The following is a 16378-nucleotide window of genomic DNA, read 5'->3' as shown; positions in this document are numbered from 1 at the left end:
CGCGGTATCTGTGCGATGCGCCGGCTCACCCTCCTCACGAATCCGGACAAGTGCAACCTGCGCTGCCCGTTGTGTTTCTTGAACCAGCGGGGAAGGCCTTTCGGGATGGGCGAGATGCCTCTCGAAGTCGCGAAGGCCGCTATCGAAAAGTATGCGGGGGTAATCGCGGGCGATGCCTCAAGCGGCTTGCCCGGTAAAGGGCAGTGCGGGCTTCGCGAGGTCATCCCGAGTACGATGGGTGAACCATTACTTTATTCAAAATTTGAGGAATTGCTCGAGTTTTGCGGTGAAAAGAAAATCCCGCTCAACCTCACGACAAACGGCAGCTTCCCCGGAATATGGGGCACGGCTGCAGGGATGGAGCGCCTGCTCCTTGCCTGCAGCGATATCAAGGTGAGCTGCATGGGGTTCGACGCTCCCACATTCGCCGAGATGATGCCGGGATTGTCTTTCGATTGCTGGTGCTCCAACGTGGAAAAACTGCTTTCCCTTGCGGGCGAGTTGCGGCAAAGAATCGCCTGCGGGCAGGAACATGAAAAGAATAGCGGACAATCTTGGGTCGCGACGGTCTCGCTTCAGGTGACGTTGCACAAGAATCTCCTGCGCGGCGTTCCTGAAATTCTACGCTGGGCGGATTCTGTCGGGATTGTGCGCATCAAGTGGAACCTTCCGGTGTTTATTTCGGCGGGGGAAACCCTTCGCGCTGAATACGGAATCGCGGGTTCCTCCGTGCACGAAATCCGCCGGGAGCTGGAATCCCTGCGGACGCATTACCCGCGGGTGCGTTGCGAAGGTAGCCTCTTTTTCGGGGCTGATACCGCCGGCGCCATGCCCGTTCGTAAAATTGCCTCGGGCGAGGGCCCCTGCGACTTTTTCAAGGATGAAATCTGGATCCTGCCCGACGGAACGGAAGAACGTTGCCCGAATCCGGAACGCCGTTTCGGTGACCGCACAAAAAAAGGAGCAGCATGCGAAAATTGCATGCTGCTCGGTCGCTAAGATCTAGATAGCCCCGATAATGGGGCCCAGAAATTTTACTTGCGGACTACGACCAGGCTGAGGCCGACGGTGTAGCAGTCGGTATTGTTGCCGCTCGTACCGTCACGGATGGTGCCGTCGAGAGAGCCCTTGGCCACGAGACCTGCGCTCCAGGAGTCGCCCAGGCTCCAGACTTTTCCGATTTCCATACCGAAGGCGAGACCGGCTTCGTCTATTTCGAGTGCATCAATATCGGGGTCGATCATACCGGCCGATGCAACGAAGACGCTAGCCGTGATGCCGACGAAGGCTCCGTTCAGAACGCTGTTCGTGTCGTTGGTCAAGAAGAGCGTGGTACCGCCGCCGAACGTGAATCGGATTGCGTCCGTATCGAAGTCGTATTCTTCGGAGACCCCTTTATAATCCTTCACGTTGGCCTTGTAGTTACCGTCGAACGTGCCGAATTCCATGGTGCAGTACATGGCGAGACGGTTGGCGATGAGTCCACCGAACTTGAGGCCGATATCAGGGCCGAAACCCTTGAACCTGCTGGTGGAACCGCTTTTGTTGTAACCGTATTCCAAGTCGTCGTAGGACTGGTACGCAAGCTTCATGTAGCGTACGCCGAAGTTCGAGCTGAAGAAGAAGCTGCTGCGGTTAGCGGACTTGTTGGCCTGCTTTGCTACAACGGGCTTTTCCTGGACTACGATTGTCTTGGGTGCCGGAGCGGGAGCCGGAGCCTCGGCCTGGGCGGGTGCCGGAGCGGGGGCCGGAATAATAATAACGGGTGCCGCGTTTTGTGCGGGCGCTTCTGTTGCGACAGGGGCGGAAACTTCTGCTGCGGGGGCCTGGGCGGCCGCTTCAGCCGGAGCTTCGATTTGCTGTGCCGGAACTGCCTGTGCAGCCGGGGTAGAGGTTTCTGTTGTGCCGTCATTCACGTTGGCAAATGCGGCGGTGGCAAGAGAGAGAAGTATAAGTTTGTATTTACGCATGTCAATAATATAACAAACAAATTATGGAAAAAGTCTAATGATGCTTGGAAAAAAAGATGAGCTATCTCGAAAAGCCGACTAATGGGAAAATCGCGTGATGAAACTCTCTGGAATATGTTTTTTCGGGCTGAAATGGTGTCGGTAGCGTTTCATATAGGTGCTATTATATAGTGCTTTTTACAAAAACGTGAACAAATGTTCACTAAAATTACGCCGGACTAGGGGTCGAAGTATGTTTTTTGTATGCTTCGAGTGTGAAAATCGGACTTATCTCTTGCCAAGGTGGTAGAAAGTGGGTAGATTTGATAGTGTTGTGGTAAAATGTGTCAAAAACTAGTATGAACTTTACGTCTTTCATAGGTCAGGCCCAAACGGCTATCGATGGAAAGGGAAGGACTTCCTTCCCCAGGGAATTCCGTCGTCAGCTGTTGGGAACCGACGGGAATGAGTTCGTGGTCACGCGTGGCCCCGATCAAACCCTGAGGTTCTTTACCGTGCCCGAATACGAAAAGTTCATGGCGGACCTGGACTGCCGGTCCGACCGCCGTCAAGCCGACCTAGTTCGGAGAGGCCTGCACCCCACTGTAGTGGAGTTGGATGGCCAGAACCGCATTTTACTTCCCAAGGCTTTGCTGGAGTATGCTGGTCTAAAGGGCGAAGTCCTTTACGTACAAGCTAGCGGTAAAACTCTCGAACTATGGAATCCTGAACGCTTCAATGCCAAGTATGGTTTGCAGACAAGTGAAGATATTGCTGCATTCGATGCCGCGTTCTACGGAGAAAGCTTGACGGAGGGTGGCGATGTCAATCGTTGACGAAAGCGCTTTCTATCATGCTCCCGTAATGCTTCCGGAATGCCTGGAGGCACTGAACCTCAAGGCTGACGGCACCTATGCGGACTGCACCCTCGGTGGAGGCGGACATTCCTACGCAATTGCAAACAAATTAAATTCCTCGGGGACGCTCCATGCCTTCGACCGTGACGAAGAAGCCGTGGCCTATGCGACAAAGCGCCTTGCAGGAGTAGCCCCGAAGTTCATTGTGCATCCGGTGCGCTTTGGCGAACTGAAGAACGAAATCCCCGCCGGTACGCTGGATGGTATTCTGTATGATCTTGGAATCAGCAGCCACCAGGTTGATGATTCTGAACGCGGGTTCACCTTCGTTGGCAATAACCCGCTCGACCTGCGCATGGATCGCCGGGAAGGGGTCTCTGCGCAGGATTGGATGTGCAACGTGGATGCCGATACACTTGCCGCCGCACTGCGCAAGAATGCAGATATGGACAGGGCGTTCAAGCTTGCTACCCGCCTTGTCGAAATGGCTGCGGATATCAAGAGGCAGGACCGCGCTATACTCCCGAACGATGTGAAATCTGTAGTGGAATCCGTTTTCCCGGACAAGCGCCGCGAAGTGAACGGCCTCCTGGCCCGAGTGTTCCAGGCTGTCCGCATGGAAGTGAACGGGGAACTGAAAGAAATTGAAGACAGCCTGCGCGCTGCGGTGGATTGCCTCAAGGTGGGCGGACGCCTGGTGGTGATGAGCTACCATTCCGTGGAAGACCGCTGCGTCAAGGAGACTGCCGCCGAATTCGAGAAGGCGTGCATCTGTCCCGAGAACTTGCCCGTATGCATGTGCGGCGGGAACCACCAGAAGCTTAAAAAGGTCAATCGCAAGCCGATTCTGCCGACGGACGAAGAAATTGCGAAAAACAGCAGGGCCCGCTCTGCGAAACTGAGGGTTTACGAACGAGTATGAGCGTAAGCGAGAAGATACCACTGCCGAAGACAAACAAGGCGATCGTCGTGATCGTCTCGCTTGCCGTTGTCGCGGTCGTCTCGGGACTCATGACTCCTCTGTACCTCCAGAACCGTATCAACAGCCTTTATTCCAAGTACCGCAAGCTCACCGAAGAGGTCGTTTTCCTGGAAAGCGACGTGATGCGGCTGGAACTGAAGATAAACCAGCTGTCCACTCTGGAACACCTGCGCGGGTATGCCGAGCAGACCGGCCTCGGGCTGAATGCGCTTCCCGTGAAAATCAAGGGCGAGGGAGGGTCTTATGAACAATAAGATCAAGATAGAACCGCTCGCCTTCCTCAAGTGGCTCGTGATGAGCCTTGTCGGTGTGCTTTTGTGGCAGACCTTCAGCATCCAGGTGCTGAACCGTGAAGTGTACCAGACCAAGGCCAAGAACATGGTGACGAGCACGCGCAACGTCTATGCCGACCGCGGTCGGATTATGGACAGGAACGGCGTCGTGCTTGCCGACAACTTCAGGGATACCACCAACAAGATTGATTATAGCCGCATATTCTTGCATGGCCAGCTCGCGAGCCAGGTGGTGGGCAAGGTCGACTTCAACGGCCACGGGAACATGGGCCTCGAAAGGACTTTCGACACGAAGTTGAGCGGTATTAGCGGAATCCGCGTGGGCGTTGACGGCCAGGCGGTGGAAACTGTCACCTCGACCGAGGGCGACTCGGTGAAGAAGGTGAGGGTTATCGTGAAGCGCGAAATATATGCGCGTACCCGCGAAGTGGCAAAGGCCGAACCCGGATTGAATCTCGTGTTGACCATCGACGGCAACATGCAGGAGATTGTGGAAAAGGCGCTGAAGGATGGCGTGAACGAGTTCGAGGCGAAGAGCGCGAGCGCAGTCGTCGTCGAACCCTATACCGGCGAAATCCTTGCCATGGCGAGCTACCCGACATTCGACCCGAATTCCAAGACGCAAGGCGTGGGCCGCATGTCGAAAAACGAAATCGTTTCGCTTTCGTATGAACCGGGATCGACGTTCAAGGTGATTACCGCCGCCGCGGCCCTCGAAAACAAGATTGTGCCGCCGACGCGCATTTTCGAGAACGAAGGGCGTTGCTGGACATGGAACCCGAAATCCGAGAAGATTTGCGATACGCACGTCTACGGTGACATGGACATGTCGGAAGCGATGGTGCAGTCCTCGAACATCGTGTTCGCGAAGATTGCCGCGGAAGTCGGTGCCGAAAAACTTTACTTTATGGCTCGCAATTTCGGGTTCGGCATGCCGACCTCGGAATACTTCCAGGGCGAAGAAAAGGGCCGCCTGCTCATGCCCTACGAGCTCACGCGCGATGACCGTACGCTCAAGACGATGGGCTTTGGCCATGCGATTTCCGTTACGCCTATCCAGATGGCGATGGCCTATGCGGCGGTTGCGAACGGCGGCGTGCTGATGGAACCGATGATCGTGCGCGAATGGGTCGATGCCAACGGGAACGTGGTCGAGAAGAACAAGCCTACGGAAGTGCGCCGCGTGATTTCGGAAAGCACGGCGGCGACCATCCGCTCCATGCTCTTCCGCGTGGTGAACAGCGGTACGGCTAAGAAGGTCGTGTCCAAGAAGCTCCCCGACGTGTTCTTCGGCGGCAAGACGGGTACAGCCGAAAAGTTCAACCAGGAAACTCAGAAATACGACCGCGACCATCAGGTGGCTTCGTTCATCGGGCTTGCGCCTGTCGAGAATACGCGCTATGTGTGCCTGGTGCTGGTGGACGACCCGCAGGGCAAGCATGTGGGCGGCCTTACCGCGGGTCCGATTTTCCGTCGCATCATGGAAGGCATTTACTACCATCCGGAAATTTCTCCGGCATCGTACAACCTCGCGCAGGTGAAGAAGAGCAATCCCTGCGATGTGGACTTTATGGGCCTTACCGCGGATGCTGCCAAGAAGCTCGCTTCGGATAAGGGCTGCAAGGTGGCTTTCACGGGTGCCGGCGTCCGCGTGGTTTCGCAGAACCTGGATGTGACGGGGGAATCGGGCGTCGTGCTTTCCCTCGGCGAGATGGTGGCATCGAAGATGCCCGACTTGAAGGGACTTTCTTTGCGCGACGCGATGGAAATTATGGGCAATATCCGCGTGAATGTCGAATACGAAGGCAAGGGCCGCGTTGTGGCGCAGACGCCCAAGCCCGAGGAATTGCTCCAAAAGGGAACGACGTGCAAGCTTACGCTTAAGGAGAGAGGCTAATGATATCTGAAGGCTTGATGCGCAATTTGGATGTGAAAGGACTTTGCGATGACTCCCGCCGCGTGAAGGCGCAGGACCTGTTCTTCTCGATGCCTGCGGAAGGCTACGAGGAATTCGCCCGCAATGCGGTCGCCTCGGGCGCGGTTGCGGTAGTGAGCGAGCAGGCGGCTCCCGAAGGGATTGCCTCCAAGTGGATTCAGGTGGCCGACGTGAAGGCCGCCCGCCTGGAAGCCGCGAAGCTCTTTTACAAGGATCCGTTCTCGAAACTCAAGTGCCATGCGGTTACCGGGACCAACGGGAAGACGACCAGCGCCTTCCTCATGAACGCGATGCTCGAATCCGCCGGCAAGAAGACCGCGCTGCTCGGGACTATCAAGAACAAGATTGGCGATTCGTCGGTGCCGGCGACGCTCACGACCCCGGGCCTTCTGGACCTCTTTGCCTTTGCCGCGAAGGCGGTTGCCGCTGGCTGCACCGACCTCGTGATGGAAACTTCCAGCCATTCGCTGCATCAGGGCCGCGTCGCCGGAATTTCGTTCAGGAGCGCGCTGTTCAGCAACCTCACGCAGGACCATCTCGATTATCACAAGACGATGGAAGCCTATTTCGAAGCGAAGAAGCTCCTGTTCACGAAATACCTTGCCGAAGACGGCGTTGCGGTTCTGAATGTCGATGATGCGCATGGCGAACAGATTTATGACGAGATGAAGGCGGCAGGCCGCAAGGCGGTTGCCGTGTCGAGACTCGGGAACGTAAAGGCCTTCGTGAAGCCCGAGGGAAGCGTCGTCAATACCGAAAACGGGCTTGAATTTACGCTCCCGATGGTGGCGAAGGAAAAGTTCGAAACGCCCCTGTGCGGCGACTTTAACGTGGACAACGTGTTGCTCGTGCTCGCCTGGGCGAACGCTCTTGAAATTCCGGAACTCTCTATGCGTGCGGCGCTTGCCAGCGTGCGCGTGCCCGGCCGTTTCGAAAAGGTTTGGAACAGGGGCGGGAAGCATGTGGTCGTCGATTATGCGCATACGCCCGACGCTCTGGAACGCGTGCTTACGACGGCCCGCAAGCTCTGCCGCGGAAAGCTTTCAACGGTGTTCGGCTGCGGTGGTGACCGCGACCGCACCAAGCGCCCGATTATGGGGCATATCGCCGAGACGATTGCCGATACGGCATGGCTCACCTCGGATAACCCGCGTACCGAAGACCCGATCGCCATTATCGAAGATGTGCGTGCGGGCATGAGTACGGATAAGTTTGTCGTAGTTGCCGACCGCGCCGAAGCGATTCGCAAGGCATGCGCAGCCCTGAAGGACGGCGATTGGCTCGTCATTGCCGGCAAGGGTCACGAAGACTACCAGATTGTCGGCAAGACGAAACATCATTTTGACGACCGCGAAGAAGCGGTGAAGGCAATGGAAGAATGCTGAAGCTTGATTTGACAGTTCAGGAGATGCTGGACATTTTGGAGACGGCCCCGGTGGGCGTCCCGGCCCGCACTCTCAAGCGCAAGGTGAATCTGTGCCTGGATTCACGCGAAAAGGCCAAGGGCGTGGTGTTCTGGCCTATCAAGGGCGCACGTTTCGATGCGCACAAGTTTGTTTCTCAAATGGAAAAGGATGGTGCACTGATGAGTGTAGTGAACCAGGAATCTGTTGAACAGAATGCCATCAAGATGTACGCCCCGGTGGACGATACCACCAAGGCTCTCCTGAAACTCGCCAAGGGCTACCAGCGCCTCTTCAAGCTGAAGAAGGTCGCCATTACCGGCAGCAACGGCAAGACCACCACCAAGGAGATGACGAAGGCCGTTCTCTCGATGAAGTTCAACACCCATGCGACGCAGGGAAACTTTAACAACCACATCGGTGTCCCGATGACGCTTTTCCAGCTGAAGCACAGCCACGAAGCCGCCGTCGTCGAAATGGGCACTAGCGGCCCGGACGAAATCCGCCCGCTTTCGCTCGCTACTGAACCCGACGTGGCCGTGATTACCAATATCGGCGCTAGCCACCTGGAACGCCTCAAGGATCTGGACGGCGTGTTCAACGAGAAGATTACCATCAAGGACGGTCTCAAGGCCGGTGGAACGCTTATCGTGAATGCGGACGACGCGCACCTCTGCAAGGTCCGTTCGACGAAGAACATGAAGGTGGTGACTTTCGGCGTGCGCCGCGGTATGGTGAAGCCCGAAAAGCTTGCCTGGAACGCGAATGCCTGCGCTGACTTCTACATCGGCCGTACGCATTTCGAACTCGGAGTCCCGGGAATCCATAACCTTTACAATGCGCTCGCGGCGATTGCCGTGGGTACGGCTTTCCGCGTGCCGAAGGCCGATATCGCGAAGGCGCTCAAGAACTTCCGCGCGACCAACATGCGCATGGAAATCCGCAAGGGCAACGGCTTCAAGATAGTCTCGGATTGCTACAACGCGAATCCGTCTTCTACCCGCATGGCGCTCCAGACCATCGGGAACATGAACGTGCAGGGTAGCCGTATCGCGATTCTGGGCGACATGCTCGAACTCGGCGCGGCTAGCAAGGATTTGCACAGGGAAATCGGCAGGCTCGTGCCGGAAATGAATTTTGACCTCCTGCTTGCCGTGGGCGAACAGGCGAAGGAATTTGTCAAGGGCGCAGAAGAGCGCGGCATGGCGCATGCGTTTCACTTCGATTCCGTGAAGGATGCCATCGAGTTCCTCGGCGATGTCGTTTCTGAAGGCGATGTGCTTTTGGTGAAGGGCAGCCGCGGAATGAAAATGGAGCAGGTGGTGGAAGCCCTCATGAACTTCACTCCCGCGAAGGTGAAATAGTAGAGATTAGGAATATATGAGTAACACCCAGGCGACAGGCGTAAACAAATTGCTGATGCTGTCAACGATGCTGTTGATAGTGTTCGGCATATTTGTCGTGTACACGGCGACTTCGCCGCGTGCGGTGCTTGACGGCAGGTCTCCGGAATACTATCTGGTGCAGCATTGCACCAAGGTGGTCGCCTGCCTTGTCGCCATGTTCTTCGGTGCCCGTGTCGATTATTCCATCTGGAAGAAGGGCTCTCGCGTCATCTTCTTCTTGGGTTGCGCGCTCACGTTTGCGGCCATTGCCAAGGGATGGCTCCATCCTGAAACTGCAATCAAGGGGGCAAACCGCTGGATTCTGGGCATACAGCCTTCCGAAATCATGAAGTTCGGGTTTATCCTGATGATTGCGACCAAGGTGTCCGACGCCGGGGCCGATATCAAGTCCATCAGGTGCAGTCTCAAGCAGCCCGCGGTTCCGCTGGTCATCGTGTCGGCATTGCTGGTGCTGCAGCCGAACTACTCCATGCTCATCATGTTCTGCGGAATCATGCTTTCGATGCTGTTTGTCGCCGGTGCGAGGCTGAAGTATGTTGCTGCCGGATTTGGCGTCTACGGGCTTGTGGGTATCATAGGCCTACTTGTGAAATCGGCGGTCTCCGAAAAGGGATTCCATGTGGCGAACCGTATCGGGGCGTTCCTCAATCCGGATGAACACAAGAACGGCGTTGAACAGGTGGAGCGCTCGCTGGAGGCTCTCGGAAACGGCGGGTTCTTCGGTGCGGGTGTCGGAAACGGTTCCGTGAAGTTCGGTTATTTGCCCGAGGCGCACAAGGACGTGGTTTACAGCGTGATTGGCGAAGAGTTCGGGTTCCTGGGGACGGCTGCCGTTCTCGGTGTGTTTGCGGTCATTTTCTACCAGGGCTTCGAGATCGCGAGGAACTGCCCGACGCGATTTGGCAAGTGCCTCTCGGTGGCGTTGACTATTTCGCTTTTCTTGAATTTCATCGTGCATGTCTGCGTGAGTACGGGGCTGGGCCCGACTACGGGACAGCCGCTGCCCTTCCTGAGCTTCGGCGGCACGAACCTGATTATTTCCGGACTGTTCATCGGCATCTTGCTGAACATTTCGAAGGCGGGTACCGGAAAGAAGATTGACGAGGCGTATTCGGGCGGAGACCGCACGAACGTCTATACGTTTGGTGGATTTGATATAGCGAGGACTGAAACATGAAAAAGTTCCTGTTTGTATGCGGTGGCACCGGTGGCCACATCTTCCCGGCAGTAGCTATTGCCGAGAGCCTCAAGAAAATGGGCGTGGCGGACATTACGTTTGCCGGCCGTAAGGATTCTATGGAAGAACGCCTGGTGGCAGGCAACTGGCCCTATGAATACATCACGGCCGAACCGCTGCACCGCGGGCCGTTCCTCAAGAACCTGGCGCTTCCCTTCAAGCTTTCGAAGTCGCTGGTGCGCGCGAAGAGCGTCGTGAAGAAGGTGAACCCCGATGTGGTCGTCGCTACCGGCGGTTACGTTTCGCTCCCGATCGTGCTTGCCGCGGGTTCGTTCGGCATTCCCGTCTACCTGCAAGAACAGAATGCGGTTGCCGGCGTTGCGAACAAGTTCGGTTCCCGTTACGCTAAGACTATTTTCGTGTCTTCCGAAGATGCGGCGAAGTTCTTCCCCGCGGGAAGGTGCATGGTGTTCGGAAACCCGGTGCGCAAGTTGCCCGATGGCGATTCGCTTCCCCGTCCGGCCGAATTTGCGGAAGGCAAGAAGGCCGTGTTCATCGTGGGCGGTTCGCAGGGTGCTGCCGGCATCAATGCTAAAATCGAAGAAAGCATCAAGCGGATTGCCGCCCGTGACGACGTGAGTGTCGTGTGGCAGGTGGGCGTGAAGAACGTGGACGCCATCACCGCTCGCGTGGGCGATGTACCGAATATCGCTATCCGCGGGTTCCTCGATGGAATCTATGCCTACATGAAGCATGCCGACCTGATCATCAGCCGTGCGGGTGCGTCGGCCCTTGCCGAGATTCTCGCCTTCGGGAAACCCTCGATTCTGCTTCCGTTCCCGCATGCGACGGCGAACCACCAGGAACACAATGCCCGCGTGGTCGAGAAGGCGGGCGCATGCCTTGTGGAACTGGACAGCGAGCCGAATGATTTGTGGAACAAGGTGGAAAACCTCCTTGCTGATTCTGATAAACTTGGTTCGATGGCGGTCGCCGCTAAAGGCCTCGGGATGCCCGATGCCGCGGACAGGATTGCGAAAGAGATTCTCTTAAAAGAGGGTTGTAATATTTTTGCGGGTGATCCTCAAAAGAGCGAATTGACTGTGCGTGAGAGCATTTCAAAGGAAGATGTCTAATGCAGATTAATGATTGTAAACGAGTCCGTCGCCTGCACTTTGTGGGCATCGGTGGTGCCGGAATGTCGGGCATCGCGGAAGTGTTGCACGTGAACGGCTTCGAGGTGAGCGGTTCCGATACAGGCGAGAGTCCGGTGATCGACTACCTCAAGGGCCTGGGCATCAAGATTGCTCCGAAGCACGAGGCGAAGAATGTGGAAAGCGCCGACCTGGTCGTCTATTCCTCCGCTGTGCCGCACGACAATCCCGAACTGGTCGAAGCGCGTAACCGCCGTATTCCGGTAATCCGTCGCGCCGAAATGCTCGGCGAGCTCATGCGCATGAAGTACACGCTGTCGATTTGCGGAACGCACGGCAAGACGACTACGACATCCATCGTCGGTGAAATCTGGGAAGAGGCCGGCCTCGACCCGACTATCATCGTGGGCGGCGTGGTGAAGGGCAAGGGCTCCGGCGCCAAGGTGGGCAAGGGCGATTACCTGATTGCCGAAAGCGACGAGTTCGACCGCAGTTTCCTTTCGATGATGCCGTCTTCGGCCATCGTCACCAATATCGATGCCGACCACCTGGATACCTACGAGAACATCGAGGAAATCAAGGATGCGTTCGTGCAGTTCGTGAACAAGATTCCGTTCTACGGACAGGCTATTTTGTGCCTTGACGACCCGAACGTGCAGGCGATTCTCTCCCGCGTGAGGAAGCCGGTGATTACCTACGGTTTCAGCCGTCAGGCCAAGTACCGCGTGGACAACCTGCGCTTCGAAAAGGGCTTCCCGGTATTTGAAATTTTGAACGACGGCGAAAATCTGGGCGAATTCCGCCTCCAGATTCCCGGCCGCCACAACGTGCTCAATGCGACTGCCGCGGTGGCGCTCGCTGTCGAGGAAGGTATTTCTGCCGATGTCGCGCGCAAGGCCTGTGCGGCCTTCCAGGGCGTGACCCGCCGCTTTGAATTCATGGGCGAGAAGAACGGCGTGATGGTGTTCAACGATTATGCGCACCACCCGACGGAATCGACCGCGACGCTTCTCGGGTTCCGCGAGGCATTCCCGGACAAGCGCATCGTTGTCGCGTTCCAGCCGCACCTTTACTCCCGCACGCGCGACCAGCACGAAGCCTTCGGTATGGCTTTCGCCAACTGCGACGTGCTTCTCGTGACCGATATTTATGCAGCCCGCGAACGCCCGATCGAGGGCGTCACCGGGGCGCTTGTGGCCAATAGCGCAAGCGACCGCGGTCACCGCAACGCGCGGTTCGTGGGCGACCAGATGAACCTGCTCCCGATTCTCAAGACGGAACTGCGCAAGAACGACGTGGTGGTCTTGATGGGCGCCGGCAACATCTACAAGCTTGGAACCCGTATTCTGGAGGAGTGCGTTTGACCGAATCCAAGACGACATTCTTGGGACGCCGTATAGGCTACAACGAAGGCAAGCGGAAGCAGGCCCGTGCGCAGAAGATGAAGCGCCGTGTCCAGGATACTTTCCGCTGGTTCAAGCGTCGTGGCTGGATCCTCTGCGTCCTCTTGATTGTTGCCGGGGTGGCTCTCTGGACGAACCGCTTCTATGTGCAGCGCTTCAACCCGCTGGAACTGCGTCACCTGCGCTATATCGATATCGAAGGGAACCGCATGCTTTCATGGGAAGATGTCATCCAGAACGCTCAGGTGGAACCGGGCATGCTCATGTCCGAAGTCTACCCGGATTCTATTGAGAAGATGCTCATCCAGGTCCCGCTTATTCGTTCGGTGCGGGTGCAGAAGCATTTCCCGTCTTCGATGTCCATCGTGCTCGAGGAATCGAAGGCCGTGGCTTCGTTCTTCGACGGCGGAAAGGCGACCGTGTATTCCGAAAGGGGAGTGCCGCTCCCGCTTTCGACATCGACTGCGCTCCGCCTGCCGATTGTGGAACGCGAATCGATGAGCGAGATAAAGCCTATCTGCAGGTTCCTCGCCGAGATGAAGAAGGCGGACCCGAACCAGTATGCGCTCGTGTCGCAGGTTGGCTGGTCGCAGAAGGACAAGGCTTTTGAAGTGATTTTCAGGGACGTGGAATTCCACGTACTCTACCCGGCGACGGGATGGAATGGAGATCTGTTCGCCCTGTACGACATGGTGAAGGTGGGTTTCCCGCAGGATTTGCGTTGCGCTGGTGAAATTGATTTGCGATATGCCGGTTTTGCTTATGTAAGGAATTTCGACAAGAGGTGTGTCAATGGATGAACCGAGAAATGAAATAAGGAAAGAAGATCTGATATTCGGGTTGGATATCGGTGCCTCAAAAATCAATCTGTTCGCGGGAGTGGCGAACGGAGATTCCGTGCGCGTGCTGGAATGCGGCGATTTCCCGCTGACCAATGCCGACGAGTTCGACCATGTGGTCGAAATGCTGAAGCAGGCCGCACAGACTGTCGAATCTATTACCGGAGTGGATGTCCACGATGTGTACGTGGGCATTGCGGGAATGCATGTCTCCGCCGTCAATTACAAGGGGCTGATTACGCTCCCGACCGGCGAAGTCCGCAGCCAGGATATCGAGATGGTGAAGGATCAGGCTAGCACCATTCCCGAGTCCGCAGGCCAGATTATTCACGTGTTCCCGGGTGAATACACTCTTGACGACCAGACGGGTATCAGGAATCCGAAGGGGCTCAACGGACGCCGCCTCGGTGTGGAAGTTCAGGTGGTCACCTCACGCCCGAGCGCTATCCAGAACCTGGACAAGTGCGTGCGTAGCGCCGGTCTCCATACCGTCGAGTTTGTTTGGGAACCTCTTGCCGCCGCATACGCCGTGCTCACCGCCGATGAAAAGGAACTGGGCGTCGCCCTCGTGGACGTGGGCGCAGGTACCGCCGATGTCGCCGTTTTCGTGGGTGAATCGCTGCGCTATACCGCGTCGCTCGACATCGCGGGCAACAGCATCACGAGCGATATCAGCAAGTGCCTGAAGGTGCCTATCTCGCTTTCGAAGGCCGAAGAAATCAAGAAGAAATACGGTACGTGCAAGATTACCAACCTCAATGCGGACGAGACGTTCCCGGTTCCCGGTGTCGGTGAACGCGGAGACGTTCTGTGCTCGCGCAATTTGCTTGCCCGCGTGATTACCGCCCGTGTCGAAGAAATCTTCAAGCTCCTGAAGAAGGATCTCGAAAAGCACGGGATTGTCGGCCTCATCAATGGAGGCATCGTGCTTACCGGCGGGTGCTGCGCTCTTGACGGTATCGACGAGATTGCCGAGAAGGTTTTCGAGAAACCGGTACGTATCGGTCGCCCGAAGGGCGTCAGCGGAATTCAGGATGCATTCCGCAAGCCTTCGTACGCGACGGGTATCGGTCTATTGCATTATGCGGCGCGCCAGCGCAGCGAGAACAAGAAGTACGAGACGGGGAAACAGCTTACGGTCTCCGTCAAGAAGGGCTTACAGTGGCTCAAGGATCTTGTTCGCACATACTTTTAAACAAAAACAACCACTCAATCTAATACAGGGAGATAAACCATGAGTGAATTCATAAACGGGGCGACCCATATCGAAATGGATGAATCCATCCTCAATAACGCCAAGGTGAAAGTGTTTGGCGTCGGCGGTGCCGGCGGCAACACGGTGAACCGCATGGTCGGCATGAACATCGAGGGCGTGGAATACTACGCTGTGAATACCGACGCTAAGGCTCTCGAACTGAGCCTTGCCGATCACAAGATCCAGATTGGCAAGAAGCTCACGAAGGCTCTCGGTGCTGGCATGAAGCCCGAAGTCGGTCGCAAGGCCGCCGAAGAGAACATCGAGGAAATCAAGGAAGCCATGAAGGGCGCCGACATGATTTTCATTACCGCCGGCATGGGTGGTGGTACCGGTACGGGTGCTGCTCCTGTCGTGGGTAATGTCGCCCGCGAAATGGGTATCCTCACGGTTGCTGTCGTTACGAAGCCGTTCAAGTTCGAAGGCAAGCGCCGCGGCACTCTCGCTTCCGAAGGTATCGCGAACCTCCGCACCTCCGTGGACACCATGATCGTGGTGGACAACGAGAAGCTCATGAACGTCGTGCAGAACACCGACAAGGGTCTTACCCTTGATGGCGCCTTCAAGCTCACCGACGAAATCCTTGGCAACGCAGTGCGCAGCATTTGCGACATCATGTTCCGTCATGGCCTCATCCACGTCGACTTTGCCGACATCAAGACCGTGATGACCAACGGCGGCTCCGCCCTCATGGGTACCGGCATCGCCGAAGGCGAAGGCCGCGGCATCCGCGCTACCGACATGGCACTTTCTTCTCCGCTGCTTGAAGACATCAACGTGGACGGTGCTACCGGCGTGCTCGTGAACGTTTCCCATGGCGAAAACTTCTCCATGCTCGAATACAACGAGGCGATGGAACACATCCACGAAGCAGTCAGCGACAAGAACGACCCGAACATCATCATGGGCGATATCCTGCTTCCGGAACTCGGCGACAAGGTGTGCATCACCATCATCGCTACCGGCTGCGGCAATACCGGCTACCAGCAGATGACCCAGGCTCAGGTTGCCCCGATGCAGCAGACCTACACTGCTCCGGCTGCTCCCCGTGCAAGCGATCTCGTGAATTCCCTCGGTGCTCCGTCGGCACCGGCTCCGCAGGCAGCCCCGCAGCAGCCGCAGCCTGTCGCCGCCACTCCGCGTCCGACGTCGCTCAACTTTGTCGCCCTCGCGCAGACTGTTCCCATGCCTGCCGTGAGGACCGAAGTTCCTGCCGCTCCGCAGTCCGTGTTCACTCAGCATGGCGCCGTGCAGGGCACGTCTTCCAGCTTTGCCGCACCGGGATTCTCGGCAACGGCTCCCGCAGAAGAAGTGATTCTCGGAACTCCGAACGCCTCGCTTCCGGAAACCCAGGAATTTTCTCCTGTTGCCGACATGGATATCATGAACACGGTTTCTGAAAAGCCTGCCCCGATGCAGGAAGAACCGTCGCTCGATACCCCGACGTACATCCGCAACACGATGGCCGAGAAGAGCATCCCGGCCGCGGTTACGGCTGCCCACGAAGCTTGCGCTCTCAGGAGCCGTGGCGTCGACTACGACGTGCCGGCATTCCTCCGCGGAAGCGACGTGTTTTAGCAAGTTTTCCCGTTAACGGGAAAAAATAACACACACACACACAGGGTGCGCCTCTCTAGCGCACTCACCACAACACAAGGGAGTCGCCCGGGTCTCCCTGCTCGGGCGACTCTTCTTTGATTTTTGCGCGCCTGGCTTAATGCCAG

At 56.8% G+C, this 16378-nt stretch carries 14 protein-coding genes; 13 read left to right on the top strand and 1 reads right to left on the bottom strand.

What is annotated here, in order from left to right:
• Positions 1-15: 15 nt before the first annotated feature.
• Positions 16-999, top strand: a complete 984-nt coding sequence (locus IK012_RS01900; protein WP_290949727.1) for a radical SAM protein — start codon at positions 16-18, stop codon at positions 997-999.
• 35 nt (positions 1000-1034) lie between these two features.
• On the opposite strand, the gene IK012_RS01895 is transcribed toward IK012_RS01900, so the two are convergent.
• Positions 1035-1970, bottom strand: a complete 936-nt coding sequence (locus IK012_RS01895; RefSeq protein ID WP_290949725.1) for a hypothetical protein — start codon at positions 1968-1970, stop codon at positions 1035-1037.
• Between the two features lie 338 nt (positions 1971-2308).
• On the opposite strand from IK012_RS01895, the gene IK012_RS01890 reads away from it, so the two are divergent.
• The 12 genes from IK012_RS01890 to ftsZ are packed head-to-tail and all read left to right on the top strand — an operon-like array spanning position 2309 to position 16232.
• Complete coding sequence (locus IK012_RS01890; RefSeq protein WP_173378750.1) at positions 2309-2785, top strand: division/cell wall cluster transcriptional repressor MraZ; 477 nt, start codon at positions 2309-2311, stop codon at positions 2783-2785.
• Positions 2772-3728: a 16S rRNA (cytosine(1402)-N(4))-methyltransferase RsmH gene (gene rsmH, locus IK012_RS01885; protein WP_290949722.1), complete on the top strand. Its 957-nt coding sequence runs from the start codon at positions 2772-2774 to the stop codon at positions 3726-3728. The genes IK012_RS01890 and rsmH overlap by 14 nt, the downstream gene beginning before the upstream one ends.
• A complete protein-coding gene (locus IK012_RS01880) occupies positions 3725-4042 on the top strand; it encodes a hypothetical protein (RefSeq protein ID WP_173378748.1) in 318 nt (105 codons plus the stop codon). The genes rsmH and IK012_RS01880 overlap by 4 nt, the downstream gene beginning before the upstream one ends.
• The gene (locus tag IK012_RS01875; protein ID WP_173378747.1) at positions 4032-5978 is read left to right on the top strand and encodes a penicillin-binding protein; all 1947 of its coding nucleotides are present in this window, start codon (positions 4032-4034) and stop codon (positions 5976-5978) included. Before IK012_RS01880 ends, IK012_RS01875 begins: the two co-directional genes overlap by 11 nt.
• Positions 5978-7402: a UDP-N-acetylmuramoyl-L-alanyl-D-glutamate--2,6-diaminopimelate ligase gene (locus IK012_RS01870; protein WP_173378746.1), complete on the top strand. Its 1425-nt coding sequence runs from the start codon at positions 5978-5980 to the stop codon at positions 7400-7402. The genes IK012_RS01875 and IK012_RS01870 overlap by 1 nt, the downstream gene beginning before the upstream one ends.
• A complete protein-coding gene (gene murF, locus IK012_RS01865) occupies positions 7396-8784 on the top strand; it encodes a UDP-N-acetylmuramoyl-tripeptide--D-alanyl-D-alanine ligase (protein WP_173378745.1) in 1389 nt (462 codons plus the stop codon). The genes IK012_RS01870 and murF overlap by 7 nt, the downstream gene beginning before the upstream one ends.
• 16 nt (positions 8785-8800) lie before the next feature.
• Positions 8801-10003 carry an FtsW/RodA/SpoVE family cell cycle protein gene (locus IK012_RS01860; RefSeq protein WP_173378744.1) on the top strand — a complete coding sequence of 401 codons (1203 nt, stop codon included), beginning with the start codon at positions 8801-8803 and terminating at the stop codon, positions 10001-10003.
• The gene (gene murG, locus IK012_RS01855) at positions 10000-11139 is read left to right on the top strand and encodes an undecaprenyldiphospho-muramoylpentapeptide beta-N-acetylglucosaminyltransferase (RefSeq protein ID WP_290949715.1); all 1140 of its coding nucleotides are present in this window, start codon (positions 10000-10002) and stop codon (positions 11137-11139) included. Before IK012_RS01860 ends, murG begins: the two co-directional genes overlap by 4 nt.
• Positions 11139-12521: a UDP-N-acetylmuramate--L-alanine ligase gene (murC, locus tag IK012_RS01850; protein ID WP_290949713.1), complete on the top strand. Its 1383-nt coding sequence runs from the start codon at positions 11139-11141 to the stop codon at positions 12519-12521. The genes murG and murC overlap by 1 nt, the downstream gene beginning before the upstream one ends.
• Complete coding sequence (locus tag IK012_RS01845; protein ID WP_290949711.1) at positions 12518-13360, top strand: FtsQ-type POTRA domain-containing protein; 843 nt, start codon at positions 12518-12520, stop codon at positions 13358-13360. The genes murC and IK012_RS01845 overlap by 4 nt, the downstream gene beginning before the upstream one ends.
• Positions 13353-14594: a cell division protein FtsA gene (gene ftsA / locus IK012_RS01840; protein WP_173378741.1), complete on the top strand. Its 1242-nt coding sequence runs from the start codon at positions 13353-13355 to the stop codon at positions 14592-14594. Before IK012_RS01845 ends, ftsA begins: the two co-directional genes overlap by 8 nt.
• 39 nt (positions 14595-14633) lie before the next feature.
• Positions 14634-16232, top strand: a complete 1599-nt coding sequence (gene ftsZ, locus IK012_RS01835) for a cell division protein FtsZ (protein WP_290949708.1) — start codon at positions 14634-14636, stop codon at positions 16230-16232.
• Positions 16233-16378 lie beyond the last annotated feature (146 nt).

It is taken from the genome of Fibrobacter sp. (genome assembly GCF_017551775.1).
GTDB lineage: Bacteria > Fibrobacterota > Fibrobacteria > Fibrobacterales > Fibrobacteraceae > Fibrobacter.
Note: the sequence above shows the minus strand (reverse complement) of the source record. Positions and strands in the feature narration are given on the sequence as shown.

Coding starts and splice junctions, on each gene's coding strand:
- IK012_RS01860 (WP_173378744.1), top strand. CDS start 8,801: ATGAGTAACACCCAGGCGACAGGCGTAAACAAATTGCTGATGCTGTCA.
- murG (WP_290949715.1), top strand. CDS start 10,000: ATGAAAAAGTTCCTGTTTGTATGCGGTGGCACCGGTGGCCACATCTTC.
- rsmH (WP_290949722.1), top strand. CDS start 2,772: ATGTCAATCGTTGACGAAAGCGCTTTCTATCATGCTCCCGTAATGCTT.
- ftsA (WP_173378741.1), top strand. CDS start 13,353: ATGGATGAACCGAGAAATGAAATAAGGAAAGAAGATCTGATATTCGGG.
- murC (WP_290949713.1), top strand. CDS start 11,139: ATGCAGATTAATGATTGTAAACGAGTCCGTCGCCTGCACTTTGTGGGC.
- IK012_RS01880 (WP_173378748.1), top strand. CDS start 3,725: ATGAGCGTAAGCGAGAAGATACCACTGCCGAAGACAAACAAGGCGATC.
- ftsZ (WP_290949708.1), top strand. CDS start 14,634: ATGAGTGAATTCATAAACGGGGCGACCCATATCGAAATGGATGAATCC.
- IK012_RS01895 (WP_290949725.1), bottom strand. CDS start 1,970: ATGCGTAAATACAAACTTATACTTCTCTCTCTTGCCACCGCCGCATTT.
- IK012_RS01875 (WP_173378747.1), top strand. CDS start 4,032: ATGAACAATAAGATCAAGATAGAACCGCTCGCCTTCCTCAAGTGGCTC.
- murF (WP_173378745.1), top strand. CDS start 7,396: ATGCTGAAGCTTGATTTGACAGTTCAGGAGATGCTGGACATTTTGGAG.
- IK012_RS01870 (WP_173378746.1), top strand. CDS start 5,978: ATGATATCTGAAGGCTTGATGCGCAATTTGGATGTGAAAGGACTTTGC.
- IK012_RS01900 (WP_290949727.1), top strand. CDS start 16: ATGCGCCGGCTCACCCTCCTCACGAATCCGGACAAGTGCAACCTGCGC.
- IK012_RS01890 (WP_173378750.1), top strand. CDS start 2,309: ATGAACTTTACGTCTTTCATAGGTCAGGCCCAAACGGCTATCGATGGA.